Source organism: [Rhizobium] kunmingense, assembly GCF_977018605.1.
In genome coordinates this window covers 3,294,636-3,316,325 of sequence record NZ_CDRNXG010000001.1, presented here as the reverse complement: position 1 = coordinate 3,316,325, position 21,690 = coordinate 3,294,636, and the positions used below count along the sequence as shown (strand labels likewise).

Genomic DNA, 21,690 nt, shown 5'->3' with positions numbered 1-21,690 from the left:
CCGAACTACCGCTTCAGCACCGGCTTGATGTCCTGATGGAAGAAGCGGAAATAGGCGGCGACCTGGGCGGCGGCGTTGGTGTTGGGGCGGAACTGGATGCCGATCCGTCCGTCATGGCACCATTTGACGGTGCCTTCGAGAGCGCCGAGTTCTTCGCTTTCGACCTTCACCGGGCTGCCGGCAGCGCCTGAAAACGGCGCGGCCAGATCGAGCGCCAGACCGTTGGGCGACAGATCGACGACGCGGCCGCTGATCGCCTGTCCGTAATAGCGCATCGTGCCGGCAATGCGCGTCTTGCGCCTCGGGGACGAGCGGACCTTCATATTCAGATTGTTTGCCGGCATCGGAATTCTCCTGTCTTGCGACAAGTCATATCTGACAGGAATTGAAACGCGTTTAGCTATCGTCGTAAAATTGTAGCAAATCACTTCGCCTCCGCTTTACTTCCTCAGCGCTTGGGCGCGAATGGAAGCGTGTGGAACGGGAGTGATTCCAGCGTGACGGTAAGTGAACGGAAGCGATCGGGGTTGCATGACGGTGCGGTCGGGGCAGGGGCGCGATGAGCACGTCCGTTGTGCTGCTGGCCCTGTTTGCCGCCATCCTTCATGCCAGCTGGAATGCCTTTCTGCGCTCCGGCGCGGATCGCTTCTGGATGATGACGGTGATGAACCTCGCCATCACCGTCGCCGCCCTGCCGGTGGCACTGATCTTTCCGCTACCGGTGGCCGATGCCTGGCCCTACATCCTCGGCTCGTCGGCGTTTCAGGTCGCCTATGGACTGCTGCTGGTTGCGGCTTACAGGCATGGCGAACTGGGGCAGGTCTATCCGATCATTCGCGGCAGTGCGCCGCTTCTCGTCACGGCAGCGAGTTTTCTGCTGATCGGCGAGGTCCTGTCGCCGCTCGCCATGCTGGGTGTCCTGTCGATCGTGGTCGGCATCGTCGTGCTGGCGCTCGGGCGTGGCAAGGCCTCAGGCTCGTCCATGCTGTTTGCGCTGGCGACGGGTGTGGCGATTGCCGGCTACTCTACCGTCGATGCGATCGGCATCCGGGTTGCCGGTGCGCGCGTCTCCTATATCGCCTGGGTCTTCATTCTTCCGGGCATTCTTCTGACCGCCGCCTACTGGATCATGCGTGGCCCGCTTCGCGTCGATCTGGGTTCGCCCGAAACCCGCAAGGCGATCGGTGGCGGGCTGGTGTCGCTCTGCTCCTATGGCACGGTGCTGGTCGCCTATTCCATGGCACCGGCGGGACCGGTCTCGGCGCTGCGCGAGACGAGCGTCGTCTTCGCTGCCCTGATCGGCTGGCGGTTCCTCGGCGAGAGGCTGACGCGCAAGCGCATTATCGCCTGCATCACGGTGGCGATCGGCGCGATCCTGATCGGCGTCTCATAGGCCGACATTCGGCCGGTCGATGACCTCGCGCAGCGAGAAGCTGGAATTGATCTTCACCACATGCGGCAGGGCGGACAGCCAGTCGCGGTGAATGCGCTCGTAGTCTTCCAGATCCTTTGCCGCGACGCGCAGGATATAGTCGTATTCGCCCGACATCAGGTAGCAGACCAGCACGTTGGGGCAGAGTTTGACCGCCGCCTCGAATTCGGCAAGCGTCCTGGCGAACTGACCCGACAGCGAGATATGCACGATTGCCATCATCTTGAAGTCGAGCGCGGCATTGGAGAGACGGGCGTAATAGCCGCTGATCGTGCCGTTCTTTTCCAGTATGTCGAGCCGCCGTGAACAGGCTGACGGTGACAGGCCCACCCGTTCAGCAAGCTCCGCGTTGGAGATCCGGCCATTCGCCTGCAGCGTGCGCATGATCGCATGATCGATAGCGTCGAACCCGCGCATTCGTGTTTCCTCCCGTATTTTACCTTTTGACGCAATTGTCTGCGAAAAACGGTGCTCCCGCAATTCGTCTTCGCAAGGACATTCCGTCGCGTTTCTGGTGTGATTTTCTCGGGAACAACAACGGTTAAAGACCGAAACTGAGAGGAATGCCCGATGCGTGTCGGATGCCCGAAGGAAATCAAGAACCATGAATACCGTGTCGGCCTCACCCCCGGCGCCGTGCGCGAATATGTGGCGCATGGCCATGAGGTGCTGATCGAGACGAAGGCTGGCGCCGGGATCGGCGCCGATGACGCTGCATATCAGGCCGCCGGCGCAAAAATCGTCGGTACGGCGAAGGAAATCTTTGAAAGATCCGACATGGTGGTGAAGGTCAAGGAGCCGCAGCCGGGCGAATGGGTGCAGCTGCGCGAAGGCCAGATCCTCTATACCTACCTGCATCTGGCTCCAGACCCGGAACAGACCAAGGGCCTGCTGGCCTCGGGTGTGACGGCTGTCGCCTATGAGACGGTGACAGACGAGCGCGGTGGCCTGCCGCTTCTGGCGCCGATGTCGGAAGTCGCCGGCCGGCTGGCGATCCAGGCAGGTGCAACCGCGCTGCAAAAGGCCAATGGCGGGCGCGGCATCCTGCTCGGCGGCGTACCGGGCGTGTTGCCCGCAAAGGTGACGGTCATCGGCGGCGGTGTTGTCGGCCTGCACGCGGCGCGCATGGCGGCCGGCCTCGGAGCCGACGTCTCTATCCTCGACCGCTCGCTGCCGCGCCTGCGCCAGCTCGACGACCTGTTCGGTGGCCGCGTCCATACTCGCTATTCGACGATCGACGCGCTGGAGGACGAGGTGTTTTCGGCCGATCTCGTCATCGGTGCGGTGCTGATCCCCGGTGCGGCGGCTCCGAAACTCGTCAGCCGGGAGATGCTGTCGGGCATGAAAAAGGGTGCCGTCATGGTCGATGTCGCGATCGATCAGGGCGGGTGCTTCGAGACCTCCCATGCCACAACCCATTCCGACCCGACCTACGAGGTCGACGGCATCGTCCATTATTGCGTCGCCAACATGCCGGGCGCGGTGCCGGTGACATCCGCCCATGCGCTCAACAACGCAACGCTGCAGCACGGGCTTGCGCTCGCGGATCATGGCTTACGCGCGATTGCCGAGGACCGGCATCTGCGCAACGGCCTGAACGTCCATAAGGGACGCGTCACCAACCGGCCGGTGGCCGAAGCGCTTGGCTATGACGCATTCGCTGCCGAAAGCCTGCTGAACGTCGCGTGATCCGCCTCAAGCCGCGGATGCTCATGGAAATGCCGGGTGCTCGCGCATTCGGCATTTTTTTGCGCGCAAAATCAATTCGATATGATTTAGATATGTCGAAGATATTGTGGTTTTCGCCGATAAGACTATCTTTAGATATATCGAAAGACAGTCTTAGGAGATATATCATGTTTGGACACAAATTCGGCGGCCGCCATGGATGTGGCGAGCACCGCAATCGGCGCGGCTTCGAGGAATTCCTCGCTACGCGCGGAGGCCCCTTCGGTCGTGGTTTCGGCGGTCCCGGCCGGGACGGACGCGGCGGTGGTCGCGGTTTCGGCGATGACGGCGATGGCCGTATCGGCCGTTTTCTGATGCAGGGAGATCTGCGGCTTCTGGTTCTGGCCCTGATCGAGAAGGAGCCTCGCCATGGCTACGAGATCATCAAGCATATCGAGGACATGACCCACGGATTCTATGCGCCGAGCCCGGGCGTCATCTATCCGACGCTGACCTATCTCGAGGAAGCCGGTTACGTGGCCTCGGAGGCCGATGGCAACAAGAAGCGCTATTCGATCACCGACGAGGGGCGCGCCCATCTCGATGAAAACCGCAGCTTTGCCGCGACGATCCTCGATCGCCTGTCGGACCTCGCCGAGCGGATCAAGCAGCGCCAGGAACGTGCCGAGCATCGCAGTGGCGAACGCGGGCCGGACCTGCCGCGCAGCATAGACTCCGCCCTATTGAACCTGCGCGAAGTCATCGCTGCCAAAATTGCCGCGGATGAGAAGAAGGCGGGTGGGATCGTCCGGCTGCTGCTGCAGGTGGCGGAAGATCTCGACCGCAAGGACGATACTGATAATCCGATGCGCAACTGAGGCTTCGGACCCGTTACGAGAAAAGGCACGCCGTCCACTCCGGGCGGCGTGCCTTTCTTTTTGAGGGGAATGTCCAGCGGTTTTTCAGACGACGGCATCGATTCGGCACTGGTAGCAGTTGTTGCGCGCCGAGCGGACATGCAGATAGGCGATGTCTGAACGCGACAGCAGCTCGGCGGCCCTTGCCGGTATGTCTGCGGTCGGCGTCACTGCACCGCTGCCATAGACGATCCGGTCGCCCTCGCCATAGCCGCGAACGATATAGTCGGGGCTTTCGAGGATCGGCGGCAGAGGTGCGTCGCATATATAGCGCTCGCAAGGGGCCGCATGCAGGAAGATCGGTCCGGTTTCCGCATAGGGTTGCAGCGCCGGGAAAGGGCGATAGGCAAGGATCAGATATCGCTCGCCGGCATCGATATTCTTCAGGCAATGGCGGCAGGGATGGCCGGGACCGTCTGATAAGGCGGTTTCGGGCAGGCGTTGATAGGCGTCGGTGCCGCCGTTCCACAGATGGGCGGCTTCGACGCTGGGCATGGCGGTGAAACGGATCGACGACATGGCGGGCTCCTTGGAATGGGAGCCCCTGGATGCGGCCTAGCGTGAGGCTTCGCCACCCGTTTCCTGCGCGCACAGGTCGTCGAAGATGAAAAACAGGCCGGCGATCATCGCCAGATAGGCGCAAAGCTCGGCGAGTTCCTCCAGCAACTGTGCGGCATTGCCATCCATCCAGTCGCCCAGCGGCATTAGCGGCATATGGCCTTCCGCAGCGGTTGAGATGAGCATTCCGACAGCCGTCAAAAGCAGCGACATGAAGGGTATCCGGCGCTGCTTCAGCAATGCAAGGCCGAGCAGTGCAAGCCGTTTCATGATGATGATCACGATCGTCGTGACGATCAGGGCTGCCACGACAGGTGCGACAGCCGGCTTGTACCAGAGGAACCGCGAGGCAAACAGCGGCCCGTGGTCGCCCATGCTGGTCGGATCGAAGAACACTGCGCCCCAACTGAGTTCACGCCCGATCAGGACGAGCAGAATGGGCGCAGCCGCAAGTCCGAACCAGCGCACGGGCTCTTTTTCCTGGACGAAGAACAGGATCGACGCAGCAAGACCCAGGCCTATCAACACGACCTGGGCGTTTTCGACCGGCTGGTTCTCATGGCCCCACGAGGATGGCAGGGCAAGTGACAGCGGATAAGAGGCCGCAAGAAGAATGACGGAAAAGCTGAGAAGAATGGTGGCGCAAGGGCGCCATGCTGGCCTGTTCATCTGCCCGCAATATGACAGTCGCATGTCGTCGGCAACCGCAAAGGCCGCAATCCCCAGCTTCCTCATCCGTTATGGGTGGCTGCGGGATGGATTGCGTTTACGATGCCTGTGTCAGCTCTCCAGCACCGTGAGGATGTCCGCATCCGACAGCGGCTCGATCAGACCTTCGCTGGTGCTGACCGGCGAAAAGCCCATCATCTGGTAGAGCTGGATCGCGCGCGGGTGGTCGAGATTGTTGGTGGTGACGGTCACTCTGGATGGGTTGTCCTGCCATGCCGCATAGAGGGCCTGCAGCAAAAACCATTTGCCGATGCCCAGCCCCATGGCGCGCTCGAACAGGCCGAAATAGGACAGTTCGACAACATCGTCTGCCTGTCTGGCAAGTTCGAAGAAACCGGCCGGAGCGCCGTCGACATAAAGCACGCTGATCGACACGGCTGGCGCATGGATCGTCGCCGTCAGTTCCGCATCGGTCATCCGCAGCCGCTCGTACCATTGCCAGCGCTTGCCGATCTGCCGGTAGAGATAGCGATAGAAGCTGAGCGGAATTTCCGGCGCGCGCATGATCGCCGTCTGCACGTTGACGGGCACCGGCAGGCTGCTGCGCGGCGCCGCCGTCATGGCCAGCTGCGTGATATGGACCTTTATCGGGGCAGGCTTCTTCATTTTGGGCATGGGAAACCTTAGCTTGCGACACCGGTAGCAGGACCGGTGACGATAGGGGTGTCGGGACGCGAACCCCATTCGCTCCACGATCCGTCATACAGCGCATTGTCGTCGTGGCCGAGCGATTCGAGCGCCAGCGTGATGATCGCAGCGGTGATGCCGGAGCCGCAGCTGGTGACGACCGGCTGGTCGAAATCGATGCCCGCATCCTCGATCACCTTGCGAAGTTCCGGCAGGCTGCGCAGCTTGCCGTTGACCGAGAAACTGCCGGAAGGAAGGCTGTGGGCGCCGGGCATGTGGCCGGAGCGCATGCCGGCACGAGGTTCAGGTTCGGTGCCGGCAAAGCGCCCGGCGGATCGCGCATCGGCGATCTGCGCCGAGCCGTCGCTGATGATTCCGAGCATGGTCTGCAGGTCGATGATCTTGTCGACGCGGATCTTCGGCTCGAATGTCACCGGTTGCGGGGCAGGGACGTCCGTTTCGAGCGGCCGCCCTTCGGCCTTCCAGCCGTCGAGGCCGCCATCGAGAACGAAGACGTTTTTTGCTCCCATGATACGGAACAGCCACCAGCCGCGCGGCGCCGAAAAGATACCGGGGCCGTCATAGACGACGACCCGGTCGGTCTCCCTGATGCCCATCTTGCCGACGGCTTCGGCAAACATCTGCGCGGACGGGACCGTGTGCGGAAGACCGGTCGAGTGATCGGCGATCTTGTCGTGATCGAAGCGCACCGCACCGGGAATATGGCCGGCAAGATATTCTGCATTCGCATCGCGGTTCTGCGCCGGCAGATAGAAGGACGCATCGACGACCTTGAGGTCGGGCGCGCCGAGTTCGTTCGCCAGCCAGTCGGACGACACTGTGAAACGGCTCTTGTCGCTCATTTTTTCTCTCCCAAACGTCTTGTCTGCGGCCCTGATCGCTCAGGCCTCTGTCGCGGGTTCGCCGAACCGGATGCGGAAACGACGGTTTTCCTTGCCCTTCTTCTCGATCTTGGAAATGTGGATCGCGCCGACCTCGCTCGTGCGGGCCACATGCGTTCCGCCGCAGGGCTGGCTGTCGATCGCCGAGTCTTCACCGATGCACACAAGGCTGACACGCCCGAGGCCGACCGGCGGGCGGACATTCTTGGATTTGACGATACCCGGATTGGCCGCCAGCTCTTCGTCGGTGATCCATTGCAGGTATACGGGGTGATCGGCATTTACGAGTGCCATCAGCCTTGCTGTCACATCCTGCTTGTCGATGGCGTCGGTCATGTCGAAATCGACGCGCGATTCCTCTTCGCCGACGGCAGCACCGGTGATCGGGTACTGGCAGACGACGGACAGAAGGTGGCAGGCCGTGTGCATGCGCATCAGGTTGAAGCGGCGCGGCCAGTCGATCGCAAGCGTCACCGCCTCACCGACCAGCGGCTGCGGCTGACCCTCGAGCGGCACATGGATGACGATATCCTTCGTCGCCCCGTGCTTCGTCTGGCCGAGAAGGATACGACTTCCATCCGCCCTGTCGAGAAAGCCGGTATCGCCCGGCTGGCCGCCGGACGTTGCATAGAAGCAGGTGCGGTCGAATTCGATTCCGCCATCTTCATGCACGACCGTGACGACCGCTTGCGTCGTCGTCAGTGTGAAGTCGTCGCGGTAGAGCAGTTCGGATGCCATATCTGTCTCGCTGGCTTGATCAGACGGTTTCGAACGGCACGGGAATATGCCGCTTCTGCGTCAGCCACGGCGGCAACGGCAGGTTTTTTGACTTGAGGAAATCCGGATTGAACAGTTTCGACTGGTAACGGTTGCCATAGTCGCAGAGGACCGTGACGATCGTGTGGCCCGGACCGAGATCCCTGGCGAGCCGGATCGCGCCGGCAATGTTGACCCCCGACGAGCCGCCGAGGCAAAGCCCCTCTGTCTCGACGAGATCGAAGATGTAAGGCAGTGCCTCTGCATCCGGTATGCGGTAGGAGAAATCGGGCGTAAAACCTTCGAGATTGGCGGTGATGCGGCCTTGGCCGATGCCCTCGGTGATCGAATTGCCTTCCGATTTCAGCTCGCCATGGCTGTAATACTCGTAAAGTGCTGCGCCTTCGGGATCGGCAATGCCGATCTTCACGTCCGGCTTCTTCGCCTTGAGGCCCATTGCGGTGCCGACCAGCGTGCCGCCGGAGCCGACCGAGCAGATGAAGCCGTCGACCTTGCCGCCGGTCTGCTCGAAGATTTCCGGGGCGGTCGTCTCTATATGCGACTGGCGGTTGGCGACATTGTCGAACTGGTTCGCCCAGATGGCGCCTGCGGGCTCGGTCTTCGCCAGCTGCTCGGCGAGCCTGCCGGAGACTTTGACGTAATTGTTGGGGTTCTTGTAGGGGACTGCGGGAACCTCGACCAGCTCGGCGCCGAGAAGTTTCAGGGCGTCCTTCTTTTCCTGGCTCTGGGTTTCCGGGATGACGATGACGGTGCGGTAACCGAGCGCCTTGGCGACCAGCGTCAGGCCGATGCCGGTATTGCCGGCCGTGCCCTCGACGATCACGCCGCCCGGCTTCAACAGGCCGCGCCGCTCCGCATCGCGGATGATGAACAGTGCCGCGCGATCCTTCACCGACTGGCCGGGATTGAGGAACTCCGCCTTGCCGAGGATTTCGCAGCCCGTCAGCTCCGAAGCCTTCTTCAGGCGGATCAGCGGGGTGTTACCGATAATGTCGATGACGTTGGGATAGGAGGTCATGAGATCAGCGCCTTTTTTTGGCAGATTTAAGCTGCGTGTCTTGGATGGACAAGCGTGAAGCCGCAAGAAAAACCATTCCCGATTTCATGAGATGGGAAAAAACCTGCTTCGCAGCGCGATGACCCGCGGGATTTCGAATGAAAAATGCCTTTATGCGAGTGCCATCCTGAGGCCGTCCGGACATTGTGCGCAATACAGCGAGTAACCCCTTAAATCTACCATCTTTACGTTAGACGCCGCAGGCCATAAATTTCGCGCCAGATATGTTGCTCAACCTAGAACGGCTCGACCTCCTGATCGCTCACTACACGGCTGGCTGCCTACCGGAGCCGGCCCATGTCCTCGTGGGCTCTCACCTTGAGATGCAGCCGCAGGCCGGAAGGCTGGCGGGGCAGCTGGATGAACTCGCCGGCATGGCGCTGGAAGCCGCCAGGCCGATCGAGCTGTCTTCTGCCAGGGATCGGTTGAACGCCATCATGCGGTCGCATCCCGATGCGCCGCTTGGTGAAAAGGGACCTGTTGAAAAGCATGCTGCGCCGGCCCCGACATTTTATGCCGGCGCGCGCCACGATGCGCAGGGCGGCAACGGTTCCCATGGCTCTGACGATGGCGACATCGATGATGATTCCGTCCTGCCGAATTTTCTCCGCGGCTATGCCGGCCGTCGCCTTGCGGATGTGCCGTGGAAAACCAAACTTCCGGGCCTGAAGCAGCACGTTATCGAGAAGACGTCCGGCATGGAGGCGAGCCTGCTCTGGGCCCGCCCCGGCAGGGCGCTGCCCCACCATCGTCACGGCGGGGTGGAGCTGACGCTCGTTCTCAAAGGCGCCTTCCACGACCATAGGGGTGCGTTTGCTGAAGGCTCCGTATCTGTGGCCGACGAGACGATCATTCATCGGCCTGTCGCCGACAAGGCGAGCCCGTGCCTCTGCTTCTCAGTACTGCTCGCACCGATTTCGCTCAGCGGTTCGACGGTAAGGATCGTCGCCGACATTCTCGGGATATAGCGTTTTTGCGGCATGGCAGCCACCATGCCTGTCGCAGAACCCGCAGGAGCGTCAGGACAATCTATCCTCTTCGCCGGCTTGTGAACGCGGCGGCATGGCTTGGATGGATGCGGGGCGGCTTAAGTGGCGCCAACCGATGCGGTCGGCGCCAGATATATCAATTCACATGCATCTGTGCTTCGCTGACGGCCTGCTCGAACTGCCTGCGAGCCTCCTCCGGTGTGCGACGCCCGTCGAGCGCTGCCCGGCATGTACTTCTTGCCTTGACGAAATGCGGTCCGCGAAGATCCGGCCAACGGTCCGTCAGTATCACCAGCGCCTCATAGGGGCTGGTGATCGCCTCGGTGCCGAGATTTGCGAATACGACCTGAACCGGCTTTTGCCATTCTGTATGCGGCATGAACCATCCTCCCAGTGATCAGCCTTCCACAACTGACAGCCTACACCCGAGGTTCCGCGGGCGCCACGGATTTTTTGTCGCTGCCATGGTCCGCCCTGGACGGCGAGCGAGCGGCCCCACCGCGACTGCCTTTGCGCTTTGCCCACCAGACCGCAATGCGCCGGCGTCGACGCCTGATGAAGGGGATGTCGTTCGACAGCACGATGAAGCCGAGCGGCAACATCCAGAAGCCGAGAATGGGAAGGAAGCCGAGTGCGCCGCCAACCATCAATGCTGAGCCGAGACAGATGCGTCCGATCCGCGAACGGGGCATGGGAATGTGCCAGGAACCAAGTCGGAGCCGGCCGGTTCGGGGATCGATACCAAAATTTCGCGTCTGTCCTGTTACGACCATCAGGTCAAAAATCCTTGTTTTCCAAGCGTTTCCACCCAAGGAAGATGGGCACTGCCTGTGGAATAAACAAGCAAAATGGATTTTTTTTGAAAAAGCGCTTGGCAAATCGGGAAAGCGTTTGTATTACCCCGCTCACCGCCGCGGCGACGCGGTTTTTCCCTGGTAGCTCAGCGGTAGAGCATTCGACTGTTAATCGACAGGTCGCCGGTTCGAATCCGGCCCGGGGAGCCAAATTCAGAAAACGCCTGTTCCTGTTCAATCAGGAGCAGGCGTTTCGCGTTTTAGCCTTAACTTCAAATCATCTTCATGTCAGGTCCTGTGGACAAGGAGCGGGCTCCATCCGCGCTAGGTCCGATTGGCGGAAGCCGGCTCGCAAAGCCTCCCGGCGAATCTTTCCCGTTATTATTTGCGCCGATTCGATCCTGCTTGACATTTCTGGAAATAAATAGAACATATAGTGAACATGATGGAGGTGCAGATGAATAGTGCCGAAGAAGTCGCAAAGAGGGCCCTGGAATTGGTCGCTGCGTCCCGCGCTTTGCGCGAACGTCAGGAGCGGGAGCGTCGCGAAGTCTATGAGCGCGTTCAGATATCGGTTTTGAGCCAGCCGAGAATTCCGAAGGGCGTGCAGCTTAGATTGAACGTGCAATAAAAAGGGAGCCGCCACTCTTTTCAAGGAATGGCGGGTCTGGCTGGCCTGTGTTTAGGGCGGCTTGGGGGCGTCTTGGGGGCGGTATGTGGAGAATTCTCCGCCGCTGGGCAGGGCGCCGTGCGCTGGCTGTGCAGGAGAGCTTCGTCGCTGGTCCCATCGCGGCCGGGATGTCGGGCGAACGTGCCGGCCGCGAAAATGGGTCATGCGAAAGTGTGTCGGATCGCGTGCTGCGAACGGACAGGGTGTCAGCTGAAGAATGTCGCCAGCCCTTGGCCGGCGCTGAACGCGGCATAGGCAAGTGCTGCGAAATAGATGATCGTGATGACGTTGAAGAGGTGGCCGGCAAGCACGATCGCGCCGTCCCGCTGCAGCATGCCGGCTGAAAGAAGCAGAATGGCGATGCCGGGCAGGGTATTGGAGAAGGGGATCAGCCCCAGCGGGAACATCAGCAGCACGCCGGCAAGCGTTATCGCCAGGCCGTTGAGGCGGTTGACGGTTGCACCGGTGGTGAAGGCCTGCAGGCGCGGCTTGAGGTAGCGATCTAGCTTGGAGACGAGGTTCGCGCCCTTCTCCAGCGCGGGAAGAAGCTTTTGCGTGTCGAGCTTTCGATCGAGGATCTTTTTCGGCAGCCACGGCATGCGGTTGAGCGTGATGGCGATGCTGATGAGGATAATCGCCGCGCCGAACACGGTGCTGACACCGGGGATGGAAACCGGAATGAGAAAGGGAAGGGAGGCGACCGCGCAAACCAGAAGCAGCCCCTGTTCGCCGATCCGTTCCATCAGTTCGCGCAACGTGACCGTCGGTCCCTGTATGCCCCTGATGAGGCCCCGCAGTGTTTCGCTGAGTGAAGTGCTCGTGTCCTGGAAGGAGGCGTTCTCGTGCAAAGTATAACTCCGTTGCCGCATATGAAGGGGCAACGGATACCAGCATCGGCAGGCCAAGCAAAGGCATCGCATCCTGCATCGTCGAACATCAAGACGCAGACGATAACGGACGACTGAACACTATGGTTCTCGCGAATGCATTCATCGATACCCGCAGCTGAGCAGGTCTGCGGCGGGCGCACATCTGCCTGGCGTTGCCTGGCTACGAGGACTACTTATGGTGTGTTTCGATCCAGTGGTCGTAAACGCCGCAAGCGATCACCGCGACGAGAATCGCGAGGATGAACGGATTTATGGACGTGATGAATTCCAGATACTGCATGTCGGTCTCCTCCTACCGCATGAACGTTCCCCGGCGTCTCTCCCACACCAAGGTTCACGTTCACGTTATCATTTACGCGGCAAAAAGAAAATAGCAGTCAGGGCTGACCCTGTCGCTGCGACATGGTGCCTGTACCGGCATAAGCCTGCCATCGACCGCTCGTCGGGGCGGGCAGCCTCAATGTTCCGCGCATCCGGTCGCCGGGCTGTGCCATACGCCTCCCTGCCACGCGGATATCGATGCCAGCTTTATGGGGTGTATGCAGCGGTCATCCGGCGCGGCGGACATGTGCCTTGATTTGGCTGCGCCTGGCCGAGTCAGAAGAAGGCCATGATCAGATTAAGGACGTAGAGGATGCTGCAAAGCGACACGATCGTCGCGAACGCGGCGAGCGCGTCGGAAACATTCGGCTTCATTCGGACCATCGCCGTCATGGCGATCCTTCTGATGGGGCGGGCGGCAACATCGCCGCACCCCTGTATCAATAAGGTACCGTCTTAACGAAAGACCTAAGGGAAAGTGTCAATGACGGGTTAATGTCGGACCGGGAAAACTTGGATGTTGGCTTGTATGTCCTTGGTTTATCGAAAAAATGTTATCGCACTGTCGATGAATTAGGAATTTCGAATATTAACCTTCCGGATTCTCCTGGATTGCCGCTTTGCGCTATCCGAGCATCTTTGCCTCGATGCTGGCGAGAACGAAGGTCTCGCGAACCTTCTCGATCGGGATCTGGCGTGCGAGCGATGCGGTGCATTCGCGCAATGCTTTCACGTAATAGATGCCGTCGCGAACCGGCCAGCGCCAGTTGAGGTAGTCGAGCGCCTCGCGGGGGCCACGGATGATTTCGGCAAAGCCGTAGCCGACCCTGACCCTGACCGGTTCCAGCCACTCGTTTCGCTCGTCGATATCGATGTCATTCATGAACCGCACCTTCATTTCTGGCGCTGGTAACGGATGGTCCAAGTCTTGGTTCCGCCTGTTCACGAATATTTCGAGCACCGTGATCGGTATTCGCCTGATGCGGTTTCGTGCCACAGATTCATGGCGATAGGCTGCCCGTCAGATGTGGCGTCCGGCCGTACTGCTCGAGAGGAATAGCATTGTGGACGCCGTCGCTGACAGGGGCTTGCTGCTGCTCAAATCTTGACGATCTCGTCGCGCCAGAAGACGATGACATAGCCGCCGGATGTCGCCGCATCGTCCGCCATCGCCTTTATCCGCGAAGCATAGGGCGGCCGGCGCCAGAGGTCTGGGAAGTCGGGGTCTGCCAGGATGGTGATCTGCTGGCCTTGGCGATAGATCATCAGATGCGAGCGTAACGGCGCCCAAATGTCATCCATCTGGCTATCGGTCATCCAAAGACAGAGGAAGTCGCGGCAAAGCTGGGGGCGGCTTTCATATATAGTGCAGCCCATTCCTGCGGCGCAGTGGCGGCACCAGGTATCGGCGGGCTTGTCGAGCGCGTCGATGTCCGGCAGCCTGCAGCACAGCGTACAGCCGTTGCAGGAGCGGTCGCCTTGCGGCGTATCGGACGTCTGGATCGCCATGTCGACGGTCATGCTGAGCGCGCTCGGCCAAACATTGTATTGGAGTGGTTAATCCGGATCGTTGAAGCGGCGTAAAACGCCTGCAATCCTGTCACACGATTGAGAAGAATTTGGAGGCCTCGCCCGGAATTGAACCGGGGTACGAGGATTTGCAGTCCTCTGCGTCACCACTCCGCCACGAGGCCATCCAGTGCAGTAATCTGCGGCGTGTGACGGGGCGTTTAGAACGAATCGAAGAGTGGCGCAAGCGCCTTGATCGGTAAGTCGCGTATTTTTTCGTTCCATTCATGACAGTTGTGAAGACGCGTGTCGGCAGGCGGCAGGATCGGGCGAAACTGCCGGTAAAATTTCACATCTCCGTCCATATGGCGCCACGTATCATGGTTAATTTTTAACTTATTGAGGCGATCGTGGAACCGAAAGGCGCTTCGCTCGCTTTCAGGCTCGCAATGTTCAATGGAGGATCGGTTTCGTGTTCAACAAGTTCGTCAATGCTTTCCGCCCGTCGGTCATGGATGTCGAGGGAACAGGCACTTATCCGGACGGCGTATTCGCAGCTTTGGCCATGCGCCAGGCCGAAGCGGATACCGGCGCCAGCATGCGATCCTCCTATGGTCAGGATTATCTGCTCGCCAAGAAGATGAATGAGGCGCCGCGGGCGCACTCCTGAAAGAGCCAAGCGGTTGCCGGCGAACCGTCGCCTGGCCGCAAGAGCGGCGCAAGGCCGCGGTGGAATGTGAACTGAACATGGGCGTCCGGCGAAAGCTTCGGGCGCCTTTATTTTTTCATAACGGCGGTTCGGCTGCGTCCGGCGTCTTGAAACCGCCGACACTCACCAGTATTACGAGCAGGTGAAAAGTCGAGCATGCAGGATTTGAGGCGAGGACATGATAGATTTCGAAGCCGCACGGACGAAGATGGTGGACAACCAGATCCGGACCACTGACGTGACATCCCATTCCGTGCTGCGCGCCTTCCTTACGGTCGCCCGCGAAGCTTTCGTGCCGGAAAAGTCCAAGGTGCTCGCCTATATCGATACCGATATCGAGCTCGCGCCAGGCCGCTTCCTGATGGAAGCCTCGCCGCTTGCCAAGCTGCTGCAGATGGCGGCGATTACCGGGCAGGACAAGGTTCTGGAAGTCGGTGCAGGCACCGGTTACGTGTCTGCGCTCCTGTCGCAGCTCGCCGCATCCGTTGTGGCCGTTGAAAGCGACGACGCGCTGGTCTCCAAGTCAAGGGAAACGCTTGGCGCCATCGACTGTCCCAATCTCAATCTCGTCCACGGGGATCTCGAAAAGGGCAATCCCGCTGGTGCGCCTTACGATCTGATTTTCGTCAACGGCGCGGTCGAGGAAATTCCCGCAGCGCTCCTCGATCAGATGGCCGAGGGTGGCCGTCTCGTGGCTGTTGTCGGCTATGGCAATGCCGCCCAGGCAAAGCTGCTGCTGAAAGAGCGCGGCGTGATGTCCGAAAGCTCACGCTTCAACCTGTCGGTCAAGCCGCTTCCGGGGTTCCGCAAGGCCAAGGAATTCGTGTTCTGATCGTAATCAGCGCAGCCGATTTTTGATTTGAGGTTCAGGGGAGGGCGCAGTCTGCGCCCTTTTTCTATGGGGGCTGCCTGAAAGCCTTCGAGACACCTTGTCTTGTGGGCTCTCCCCTGTGGCACGCGGGACTCAGATCGAATCAAAATCTGTGTATGGTCAAAGTCGGGCGACTTCCACTCATTGTGTCTGTCGCCTGAGCCCTTACACTAGGGCTAGTTCGACTCCCGGTGGTGGGGTCTCTGGCACTCGCCGAATACGAGGACGAAATGGCTCAGCCAAATGTAGCGCGCGAACCCTCCATGGAGGAGATCCTGGCCTCTATCCGCCGGATCATCGAAAGCAACGATCCGGCATCCGATGCGGCGGGATTGCATGGCGCCTCCGAGGCCTATGCCGATGATCAGGACGACGTCGAGGCGGTTGGCTTTACGCCCGAGCTTGTTGCCAATGATATAGGCCTGCCGCCGCAGCCGGAGCGCCGCTTCGCGCCGGAGCCGGTCTCCAGCAGGCAGGAGCCTGACCCGACGGCGGTGCCTGCCGAGCGCTCCCTGTCGCTCGCCGATGTTGCTGCGCGTGTCCGCGCCGCATCCGCGCGACATCAGGATATCGCGATGCAGCGTCCGGTCGCACGGGTTGACGAGCCGTCTTCTGTTGACTTCCGCCAGTCGGAGGAGGTTGCGGCAATACCTTCGTACAAGGAACCTTCCTTCAGGGAGCCTACATTCAGCGCACCGCTCGCCTCCTTGCCGATGCCGGAACTGCGTCCGTCTTTTGCCGGTTCCGAAGAAAGCCCGCGTTCCGCACCCGTCGTAGATATTGCCAGTATGGTGAGGGACGAAAGCCCCAAGGCAGACGTCGAGAAGGCCGATGCCATCGAAACTCAGCCGTTGGTCGCCCAGCCGGTTGCCGCCGAACAGTTTCCGGCCCCGCAATCTGCGGTCAAGGTGGAGCAGCCGTCCTCGCTCGACGCCTTCGCCGGACTGATTTCGGATGCCGCCGGTGCGCAGGTGGCAAAATCCTTCGGTGAGCTTGCCGATGTTTTCGATGGTCTCGATCGCCGCTCGGTGGAGGATATTGCGCAGGACATGCTGCGGCCGATGCTGCAGGAATGGCTGGACGACAATCTGCCGACGCTGGTGGAGCGTCTCGTGCGCGAGGAAATCGAACGCGTGGCCCGCGGCCCGCGTCGTTAATGGATCGCTGAGAGCGCCGCTTGCGTCATCGAATATGGCCGCTCCGGCGACGGGGCGGCTTTTTTATTGACTCATCACGCCCCATCTCTTTAACAACCGACCATCTCATTCATAAGAAAAACGGGTCAGGAAATGCTCGAGAAGACCTACGATTCCGCCGCTGTCGAACCGAAGATCGCAAAGGCCTGGGACGATGCGGATGCTTTCCGCGCCGGTGCCAATGCCAAGCCGGGTGCGGAGACGTTCACCATCGTGATCCCGCCGCCGAATGTCACCGGTTCGCTGCACATGGGCCATGCGCTCAATAATACGTTGCAGGACATCATGGTCCGCTTCGAGCGCATGCGCGGCAAGGACGTGCTGTGGCAGCCGGGCATGGACCATGCCGGCATCGCCACGCAGATGGTCGTCGAGCGCAAGCTGGCTGCCGAAAAGCTCCCCGGCCGCCGCGAGATGGGCCGCGAGGCCTTCATCGACAAGGTCTGGGAATGGAAGGACGAATCCGGCGGGTTGATCTTCAACCAGCTGAAGCGCCTCGGTGCCTCCTGCGACTGGTCGCGTGAGCGCTTCACCATGGATGAAGGGCTTTCGAAGGCCGTCCTCGAAGTTTTCGTTACGCTCTACAAGGAAGGCCTGATCTACCGCGGCAAGCGACTGGTCAACTGGGACCCGAAGTTCGAAACGGCCATTTCCGATCTCGAAGTTGAGAGCAAGGAAGTCGACGGCCATATGTGGCACTTCAAGTACCCGCTGGCCGGCGGCGAAACCTATACCTATGTCGAGAAGGATGCCGACGGTAACGTCATCCTGTCGGAAGAGCGTGACTATATCTCGATCGCGACGACGCGCCCTGAGACAATGCTGGGCGATGGCGCGGTCGCCGTTCACCCGACCGACGAGCGGTATGCGCCGATCGTCGGCAAGCTGTGCGAAATCCCGGTCGGCCCGAAGGAACATCGCCGCCTGATCCCGATCATCACCGACGAATATCCGGAAAAGGATTTCGGCTCCGGCGCGGTCAAGATCACCGGCGCGCATGATTTCAACGACTATCAGGTCGCCAAGCGCAATCGGATCCCGCTCTATCGCCTGATGGATACGGTTGCGGCCATGCGCGCCGACGGCGAGACCTATGCCGAATGCGCGGCAAGGGCTGCCGAAATCACCCGGACCGGCGAACTGCCGAGCGAGGCCGAAGTCGACGAGATCAACCTCGTACCGGAAGAATATCGTGGCCTGGACCGCATGGTGGCCCGTGCCAAGATCATCGAGACGATCAATGCCGAGGGGCTTGCCGTCACGATCAGGGATGCCGAAGGTAACGACATTCCCTATGTCGAGAAGAAGAAGATCATGCAGCCGTTCGGTGACCGCTCCGGCGTCGTCATCGAGCCGATGCTGACCGACCAGTGGTTTGCCGACGCAAAGACGCTGGCGGAGCCCGCGATCGCGTCTGTTCGCGAGGGGCGCACTAACTTCGTTCCGAAGAACTGGGACAAGACCTATTTCGACTGGATGGAAAACATCGAGCCCTGGTGCATTTCGCGTCAGCTCTGGTGGGGCCATCAGATCCCGGCCTGGTACGGGCCGGATGGCCAGTGCTTCGTCGAAAAGACCGAGGAAGAGGCGCTCGATGCGGCCATTCAGCACTATCTGGCCCATGAAGGTCCGTGGAAGGCCTGGGTTCAGGAGAAGCTTGAAAACTTTGCGCCCGGCGACATCCTGACCCGCGACGAAGACGTTCTCGACACCTGGTTCTCGTCTGCGCTCTGGCCGTTCTCGACGCTCGGTTGGCCGGACAAGACGCCGGAGGTTGCTCGCTATTATCCGACCAATGTTCTCGTCACCGGTTTCGACATCATCTTCTTCTGGGTCGCCCGCATGATGATGATGGGCATGCACTTCATGAAGGACGAGGAAGGCAATCCGGTCGAGCCGTTCAACACCGTCTATGTCCATGCGCTGGTTCGCGACAAGAACGGCCAGAAGATGTCGAAGTCCAAGGGCAACGTCATCGACCCGCTGGAGCTGATCGACGAATACGGCGCCGACGCGCTGCGCTTCACGCTGGCCGTCATGGCGGCGCAGGGCAGGGACGTGAAGCTCGATCCGGCCCGCATCGCCGGCTATCGCAATTTCGGCACCAAGCTGTGGAACGCCACCCGCTTCGGCGAGATGAACGGCGTTGCCCGCAATGCCGGCTTCAAGCCGGAAGACGCGAAGCTGACCGTCAACCGCTGGATCCTCACCGAACTGTCGAAGACGATCGACGAGGTGACGACGGCGATCGAGACCTACCGCTTCAACGAGGCGGCTGGCGGTCTCTATCGCTTCGTCTGGAACCAGGTCTGCGACTGGTATGTCGAACTGCTCAAGCCTGTCTTCATGGGAGAGGACGAGGCAGCCAAGGCGGAAGCTCAGGCCTGCATGGCCTATGTCATGGAAAAGGCCTACGCGCTGTTGCACCCGTTCATGCCGTTCATGACGGAAGAACTGTGGGCGCATACGGCGGAGCGCGATGGTCTGCTCGTGCATGGCGAATGGCCGGTGGCCGACTTTGCCGATGACAGCGCGGCCGACGAGATCAACTGGTTGATCGACATCGTTTCCGGCCTGCGTTCGGCGCGCTCTGAAATGAACGTTCCGCCGTCCGCGACCGCGCCGCTGATTGTCGTTGGCGCCAATGAGGTCACGACTGCGCGTCTCGGCCGTCATGAAGCGGCGATCAAGCGTCTGGCCCGTGCCGAAAGCATCGAGCCGGCCGGTGTCGCGCCGAAGGGGGCCGCCCAGATCGTCGTCGGCGAGGCGACAGTCTGCCTGCCGCTCGGCAACCTGATCGATCTGGCCGCCGAAAAGGCCCGCATCGAAAAGGCGGTGGCAAAGACCGAACAGGAAATGGAACGCTTGAACAAGAAGCTTTCCAACGAGAAGTTCATCGCCAATGCCGACCCGGACGTCGTTGCTGCCGATCGCGAGCGTTACGCGGAGCTGGAAGTCCAGCTTGCCAACCTTAAAGTCGCGTTGACACGGATTGCCGAAGCCGGCTGATCCTCGACTCGTCCCGATGGTTCGTTTCATGCCGCATCCGGCTTCCGGATGCGGCATTTTTACGTGCGCCGGAATGCGTCATTGCTTTGCGCAGGTGCAAAAAGGCGAGAAAAGGGTGCTGTTGCGCGGATGACACAACGGCGTGTTACCACAAGATATAATTCTAGCCCTGGCTGCGATTTGCCAAGTCTGAAGGTATTTTCATCTCGTGTCGGCCGATTCCAATCCCTTCCTTTGGGGGCTTACGTAAATTTTGAACGATTGTGCACTGCAGTCGTCCCGACAGCCGAAAGTTGTTGTTTAGGTTCAGCCCTCTAATGTGGCTCCGGTAACTTGCCGGGAGTGGGAGAAGACATGGTAAGACGGATCATTTCACGCGGAGTTCTGGCGGTGGCGGCCGTCGGCGCACTGCAATCGCCGGCGCTGGCGGGAGGGCTTGAGCGCGGTGGTTACAATATCGATCTTCTGTTCGATACAGGGCGCTTTACGACCGAAGCGACGGCTACGTATGTAATGCCGCAGCGCAAGCTGAAGAATGTCGAGGATTCGATTTCTTCGCCAACCAACCCCAATCTCGGCACTACGCTGGGCTACAAAAATACGGCCGATGACAGTGAGAGCTACTGGTCTCCGCGAATCGGCATCAAGGCCGGCCTTGGCGATGCTCTTGACTGTATGTTCGACTATTCGCAGCCTTATGGCGCGCATACCAAGCCGGGTTCCAACTGGGCGGGTGCCAACGACAATATCGAGACCAAGGTCAACAGCGACAACTATGCGTTCACCTGCTCCTACAAGTTCGACGTCGGTCCCGGTCAGTTTCGTGTCATTGGTGGCACTAATTATCTCGACATGGATGGTTTCAAGGAGCGCCTGATCGTGGCACCTGAGGCGCTCGCGCTTTCTGGTCTGTCCGGCTCCGGTGTTGGACGTCTCGATCTGGAGGGCGACGGTTGGGGCTGGCGCGCAGGTGTCGCCTATGAAATCACCGAGTATGCCTTCCGGGCGAGCCTGATGTATTACAGCCAGGTCAAGCTGGACGACGTCAGCGGTACTGTCGATCTGACGGGCGTTCCGGCGGCACTCGGCACCGGTGGACTGGGCCTTGTTCCCGGTGCGGGCACAGTCATTCCCGTGACAGGCGAGACGGCAATGCCCGATGCCCTTGAACTCAAGCTGCAGTCCGGCATTGCGCCTGGCTGGCTGGCCTTCGGTTCCGTCAAGTGGACCGACTGGAGCCAGCTGCAGCGCATCCCGTTCTATGCCGGCGGGCAGGAGGTTACCTCGCTCGATCTCGGCTATCGTGATGGTTGGACGGTGACCGGCGGTATCGGACACAAGTTCAACGATCAGTGGAGCGGTGCGGTCAGCGTGACCTGGGATCGCGGCACGTCGCAGGATTTCGGTACCCAGACGGATACATGGCTATTCGGTGCCGGTGTGGCTTATGCGCCGACGGAAAGCGTCGAAATCCGTTTCGGTGGTGTTCTAGGCATTCTCACCGGTGGTTCGTCGAGCGGTACTATCATCGAAGGTCAGGCCTCCGGCGATGAGGCAAGCTACGAATTCGATGACGATCTCGTGGCAGCGCTATCCACCTCGTTGAAGGTCCGCTTCTGATTCATTGATAGGAAAAGACAAAAGCCCGGCCTCAGCCGGGCTTTTGTTTGTCACAGCTGCATGTTCCTCAGCTAAAATACCGTGACGATTTGGCAACACTTTTTTGGGACGATCGCGCCGCGCTTCAAGGCTGGGACTTTTGTCCATTTCCCGCCACAAACGAAGCGCAGCGGTAGTGAAGTAAAGAGCGCGGCCTGCGGGGGCTCGCCGTGCAAGTTGGAGTAACATGGGCGGGTTTTTCGAAGAGAGACGGGGCTTTGGCGTTGCCGGCATGTGGATTTCGGATCCATTTGCAAAGGTTGGCAAAGCTTTGTTGCGGGGTCCTAGTCTTGCCGAAAATGGCATCTACAGTTTCTCTCGCCTGCAGGGAGGTGGAATGTTCGGTCCGTCTGGTCCGGATGTTCTGTCCGCAAGGCCAATAATCTACGTGTCGGGGAAAACCCCG

The 21,690-nt window shown here is 60.3% G+C and carries 22 protein-coding genes and 2 tRNA genes; 10 read left to right on the top strand and 14 right to left on the bottom strand.

All coding sequences use genetic code 11. The annotated features are described in order from the left end of the window. Positions 1–5 precede the first annotated feature (5 nt). Positions 6–344 (bottom strand): PilZ domain-containing protein, encoded by a 339-nt coding sequence (locus AC0JZ4_RS16055; RefSeq protein ID WP_471887342.1) that lies wholly within the window; start codon positions 342–344, stop codon positions 6–8. 215 nt (positions 345–559) lie between these two features. On the opposite strand from AC0JZ4_RS16055, the gene AC0JZ4_RS16050 reads away from it, so the two are divergent. Continuing rightward, the gene (locus tag AC0JZ4_RS16050) at positions 560–1,393 is read left to right on the top strand and encodes an EamA family transporter (RefSeq protein WP_471887341.1); all 834 of its coding nucleotides are present in this window, start codon (positions 560–562) and stop codon (positions 1,391–1,393) included. Here the strand turns inward: AC0JZ4_RS16050 and AC0JZ4_RS16045 are convergent. Next, complete coding sequence (locus tag AC0JZ4_RS16045; protein ID WP_471887340.1) at positions 1,388–1,849, bottom strand: Lrp/AsnC family transcriptional regulator; 462 nt, start codon at positions 1,847–1,849, stop codon at positions 1,388–1,390. The genes AC0JZ4_RS16050 and AC0JZ4_RS16045 overlap by 6 nt on opposite strands. A gap of 153 nt (positions 1,850–2,002) precedes the next feature. On the opposite strand from AC0JZ4_RS16045, the gene ald reads away from it, so the two are divergent. Further along, the gene (ald, locus tag AC0JZ4_RS16040; protein ID WP_471887339.1) at positions 2,003–3,121 is read left to right on the top strand and encodes an alanine dehydrogenase; all 1,119 of its coding nucleotides are present in this window, start codon (positions 2,003–2,005) and stop codon (positions 3,119–3,121) included. Positions 3,122–3,288: 167 nt separating this feature from the next. Further along, complete coding sequence (locus AC0JZ4_RS16035; protein WP_471887338.1) at positions 3,289–3,978, top strand: PadR family transcriptional regulator; 690 nt, start codon at positions 3,289–3,291, stop codon at positions 3,976–3,978. 84 nt (positions 3,979–4,062) lie between these two features. Here AC0JZ4_RS16035 and AC0JZ4_RS16030 read toward each other — a convergent pair whose 3' ends face one another. The 6 genes from AC0JZ4_RS16030 to AC0JZ4_RS16005 all read right to left on the bottom strand — a co-directional run bounded on the left by AC0JZ4_RS16030 (position 4,063) and on the right by AC0JZ4_RS16005 (position 8,628). Beyond that, positions 4,063–4,536, bottom strand: a complete 474-nt coding sequence (locus tag AC0JZ4_RS16030; RefSeq protein WP_471887337.1) for a DUF1203 domain-containing protein — start codon at positions 4,534–4,536, stop codon at positions 4,063–4,065. A 36-nt stretch (positions 4,537–4,572) separates the two neighbouring features. Further along, positions 4,573–5,244 (bottom strand): hypothetical protein, encoded by a 672-nt coding sequence (locus tag AC0JZ4_RS16025; RefSeq protein ID WP_471887336.1) that lies wholly within the window; start codon positions 5,242–5,244, stop codon positions 4,573–4,575. 111 nt (positions 5,245–5,355) lie between these two features. Further along, positions 5,356–5,919 (bottom strand): GNAT family N-acetyltransferase, encoded by a 564-nt coding sequence (locus AC0JZ4_RS16020; RefSeq protein WP_471887335.1) that lies wholly within the window; start codon positions 5,917–5,919, stop codon positions 5,356–5,358. An 8-nt stretch (positions 5,920–5,927) separates the two neighbouring features. Next, on the bottom strand, positions 5,928–6,794 hold the full coding sequence (gene sseA, locus AC0JZ4_RS16015; protein WP_471887334.1) for a 3-mercaptopyruvate sulfurtransferase: 867 nt from the start codon (positions 6,792–6,794) through the stop codon (positions 5,928–5,930). A gap of 39 nt (positions 6,795–6,833) precedes the next feature. Next, positions 6,834–7,571 (bottom strand): alanyl-tRNA editing protein, encoded by a 738-nt coding sequence (locus AC0JZ4_RS16010; protein ID WP_471887333.1) that lies wholly within the window; start codon positions 7,569–7,571, stop codon positions 6,834–6,836. 19 nt (positions 7,572–7,590) lie between these two features. Continuing rightward, positions 7,591–8,628: a cysteine synthase A gene (locus AC0JZ4_RS16005; protein ID WP_471887332.1), complete on the bottom strand. Its 1,038-nt coding sequence runs from the start codon at positions 8,626–8,628 to the stop codon at positions 7,591–7,593. A gap of 263 nt (positions 8,629–8,891) precedes the next feature. Between AC0JZ4_RS16005 and AC0JZ4_RS16000 the strand changes: the two genes are divergently transcribed. Continuing rightward, positions 8,892–9,635, top strand: a complete 744-nt coding sequence (locus AC0JZ4_RS16000) for a cupin domain-containing protein (protein ID WP_471887331.1) — start codon at positions 8,892–8,894, stop codon at positions 9,633–9,635. A 157-nt stretch (positions 9,636–9,792) separates the two neighbouring features. Here AC0JZ4_RS16000 and AC0JZ4_RS15995 read toward each other — a convergent pair whose 3' ends face one another. Both AC0JZ4_RS15995 and AC0JZ4_RS15990 read right to left on the bottom strand, forming a co-directional pair. Next, positions 9,793–10,035, bottom strand: coding sequence for a DUF982 domain-containing protein (locus tag AC0JZ4_RS15995; protein WP_471887330.1), 243 nt, complete (start codon positions 10,033–10,035; stop codon positions 9,793–9,795). A 40-nt stretch (positions 10,036–10,075) separates the two neighbouring features. Further along, the gene (locus tag AC0JZ4_RS15990; protein ID WP_471887329.1) at positions 10,076–10,429 is read right to left on the bottom strand and encodes a hypothetical protein; all 354 of its coding nucleotides are present in this window, start codon (positions 10,427–10,429) and stop codon (positions 10,076–10,078) included. A gap of 156 nt (positions 10,430–10,585) precedes the next feature. Here AC0JZ4_RS15990 and AC0JZ4_RS15985 point away from each other — a divergent pair. Continuing rightward, a tRNA-Asn gene (locus AC0JZ4_RS15985) sits at positions 10,586–10,660 on the top strand. Positions 10,661–11,326: 666 nt separating this feature from the next. On the opposite strand, the gene AC0JZ4_RS15980 is transcribed toward AC0JZ4_RS15985, so the two are convergent. The 4 genes from AC0JZ4_RS15980 to AC0JZ4_RS15965 all read right to left on the bottom strand — a co-directional run bounded on the left by AC0JZ4_RS15980 (position 11,327) and on the right by AC0JZ4_RS15965 (position 14,025). After that, positions 11,327–11,968, bottom strand: a complete 642-nt coding sequence (locus AC0JZ4_RS15980) for an exopolysaccharide biosynthesis protein (protein ID WP_471887328.1) — start codon at positions 11,966–11,968, stop codon at positions 11,327–11,329. A gap of 988 nt (positions 11,969–12,956) precedes the next feature. Then, positions 12,957–13,214 (bottom strand): DUF982 domain-containing protein, encoded by a 258-nt coding sequence (locus tag AC0JZ4_RS15975; RefSeq protein WP_471887327.1) that lies wholly within the window; start codon positions 13,212–13,214, stop codon positions 12,957–12,959. Positions 13,215–13,429: 215 nt separating this feature from the next. Then, positions 13,430–13,852, bottom strand: coding sequence for a YkgJ family cysteine cluster protein (locus AC0JZ4_RS15970; protein ID WP_471887326.1), 423 nt, complete (start codon positions 13,850–13,852; stop codon positions 13,430–13,432). 99 nt (positions 13,853–13,951) lie between these two features. Continuing rightward, positions 13,952–14,025, bottom strand: a tRNA-Cys gene (locus tag AC0JZ4_RS15965). Positions 14,026–14,312: 287 nt separating this feature from the next. On the opposite strand from AC0JZ4_RS15965, the gene AC0JZ4_RS15960 reads away from it, so the two are divergent. The 5 genes from AC0JZ4_RS15960 to AC0JZ4_RS15940 all read left to right on the top strand — a co-directional run bounded on the left by AC0JZ4_RS15960 (position 14,313) and on the right by AC0JZ4_RS15940 (position 21,245). Next, entirely contained in the window at positions 14,313–14,510 is a 198-nt protein-coding gene (locus AC0JZ4_RS15960; protein WP_471887325.1) for a hypothetical protein, read from the top strand. Positions 14,511–14,727: 217 nt separating this feature from the next. Next, positions 14,728–15,381, top strand: coding sequence for a protein-L-isoaspartate O-methyltransferase family protein (locus tag AC0JZ4_RS15955; RefSeq protein ID WP_471887324.1), 654 nt, complete (start codon positions 14,728–14,730; stop codon positions 15,379–15,381). Positions 15,382–15,650: 269 nt separating this feature from the next. After that, positions 15,651–16,577 carry a PopZ family protein gene (locus tag AC0JZ4_RS15950; RefSeq protein WP_471887323.1) on the top strand — a complete coding sequence of 309 codons (927 nt, stop codon included), beginning with the start codon at positions 15,651–15,653 and terminating at the stop codon, positions 16,575–16,577. A gap of 132 nt (positions 16,578–16,709) precedes the next feature. After that, complete coding sequence (locus tag AC0JZ4_RS15945) at positions 16,710–19,625, top strand: valine--tRNA ligase (RefSeq protein ID WP_471887322.1); 2,916 nt, start codon at positions 16,710–16,712, stop codon at positions 19,623–19,625. A 354-nt stretch (positions 19,626–19,979) separates the two neighbouring features. Continuing rightward, positions 19,980–21,245 (top strand): outer membrane protein transport protein, encoded by a 1,266-nt coding sequence (locus AC0JZ4_RS15940; protein ID WP_471887321.1) that lies wholly within the window; start codon positions 19,980–19,982, stop codon positions 21,243–21,245. The last annotated feature ends 445 nt before the right edge of the window (positions 21,246–21,690 follow it).

Excerpts from the sequence above, each read along its gene's own strand:
- AC0JZ4_RS16055 (WP_471887342.1), bottom strand. The coding sequence starts at position 344 with ATGCCGGCAAACAATCTGAATATGAAGGTCCGCTCGTCCCCGAGGCGC.
- AC0JZ4_RS16050 (WP_471887341.1), top strand. The coding sequence starts at position 560 with ATGAGCACGTCCGTTGTGCTGCTGGCCCTGTTTGCCGCCATCCTTCAT.
- AC0JZ4_RS16045 (WP_471887340.1), bottom strand. The coding sequence starts at position 1,849 with ATGCGCGGGTTCGACGCTATCGATCATGCGATCATGCGCACGCTGCAG.
- ald (WP_471887339.1), top strand. The coding sequence starts at position 2,003 with ATGCGTGTCGGATGCCCGAAGGAAATCAAGAACCATGAATACCGTGTC.
- AC0JZ4_RS16035 (WP_471887338.1), top strand. The coding sequence starts at position 3,289 with ATGTTTGGACACAAATTCGGCGGCCGCCATGGATGTGGCGAGCACCGC.
- AC0JZ4_RS16030 (WP_471887337.1), bottom strand. The coding sequence starts at position 4,536 with ATGTCGTCGATCCGTTTCACCGCCATGCCCAGCGTCGAAGCCGCCCAT.
- AC0JZ4_RS16025 (WP_471887336.1), bottom strand. The coding sequence starts at position 5,244 with ATGAACAGGCCAGCATGGCGCCCTTGCGCCACCATTCTTCTCAGCTTT.
- AC0JZ4_RS16020 (WP_471887335.1), bottom strand. The coding sequence starts at position 5,919 with ATGCCCAAAATGAAGAAGCCTGCCCCGATAAAGGTCCATATCACGCAG.
- sseA (WP_471887334.1), bottom strand. The coding sequence starts at position 6,794 with ATGAGCGACAAGAGCCGTTTCACAGTGTCGTCCGACTGGCTGGCGAAC.
- AC0JZ4_RS16010 (WP_471887333.1), bottom strand. The coding sequence starts at position 7,571 with ATGGCATCCGAACTGCTCTACCGCGACGACTTCACACTGACGACGACG.
- AC0JZ4_RS16005 (WP_471887332.1), bottom strand. The coding sequence starts at position 8,628 with ATGACCTCCTATCCCAACGTCATCGACATTATCGGTAACACCCCGCTG.
- AC0JZ4_RS16000 (WP_471887331.1), top strand. The coding sequence starts at position 8,892 with ATGTTGCTCAACCTAGAACGGCTCGACCTCCTGATCGCTCACTACACG.
- AC0JZ4_RS15995 (WP_471887330.1), bottom strand. The coding sequence starts at position 10,035 with ATGCCGCATACAGAATGGCAAAAGCCGGTTCAGGTCGTATTCGCAAAT.
- AC0JZ4_RS15990 (WP_471887329.1), bottom strand. The coding sequence starts at position 10,429 with ATGGTCGTAACAGGACAGACGCGAAATTTTGGTATCGATCCCCGAACC.
- AC0JZ4_RS15975 (WP_471887327.1), bottom strand. The coding sequence starts at position 13,214 with ATGAATGACATCGATATCGACGAGCGAAACGAGTGGCTGGAACCGGTC.
- AC0JZ4_RS15970 (WP_471887326.1), bottom strand. The coding sequence starts at position 13,852 with ATGACCGTCGACATGGCGATCCAGACGTCCGATACGCCGCAAGGCGAC.
- AC0JZ4_RS15955 (WP_471887324.1), top strand. The coding sequence starts at position 14,728 with ATGATAGATTTCGAAGCCGCACGGACGAAGATGGTGGACAACCAGATC.
- AC0JZ4_RS15950 (WP_471887323.1), top strand. The coding sequence starts at position 15,651 with ATGGCTCAGCCAAATGTAGCGCGCGAACCCTCCATGGAGGAGATCCTG.
- AC0JZ4_RS15945 (WP_471887322.1), top strand. The coding sequence starts at position 16,710 with ATGCTCGAGAAGACCTACGATTCCGCCGCTGTCGAACCGAAGATCGCA.
- AC0JZ4_RS15940 (WP_471887321.1), top strand. The coding sequence starts at position 19,980 with ATGGTAAGACGGATCATTTCACGCGGAGTTCTGGCGGTGGCGGCCGTC.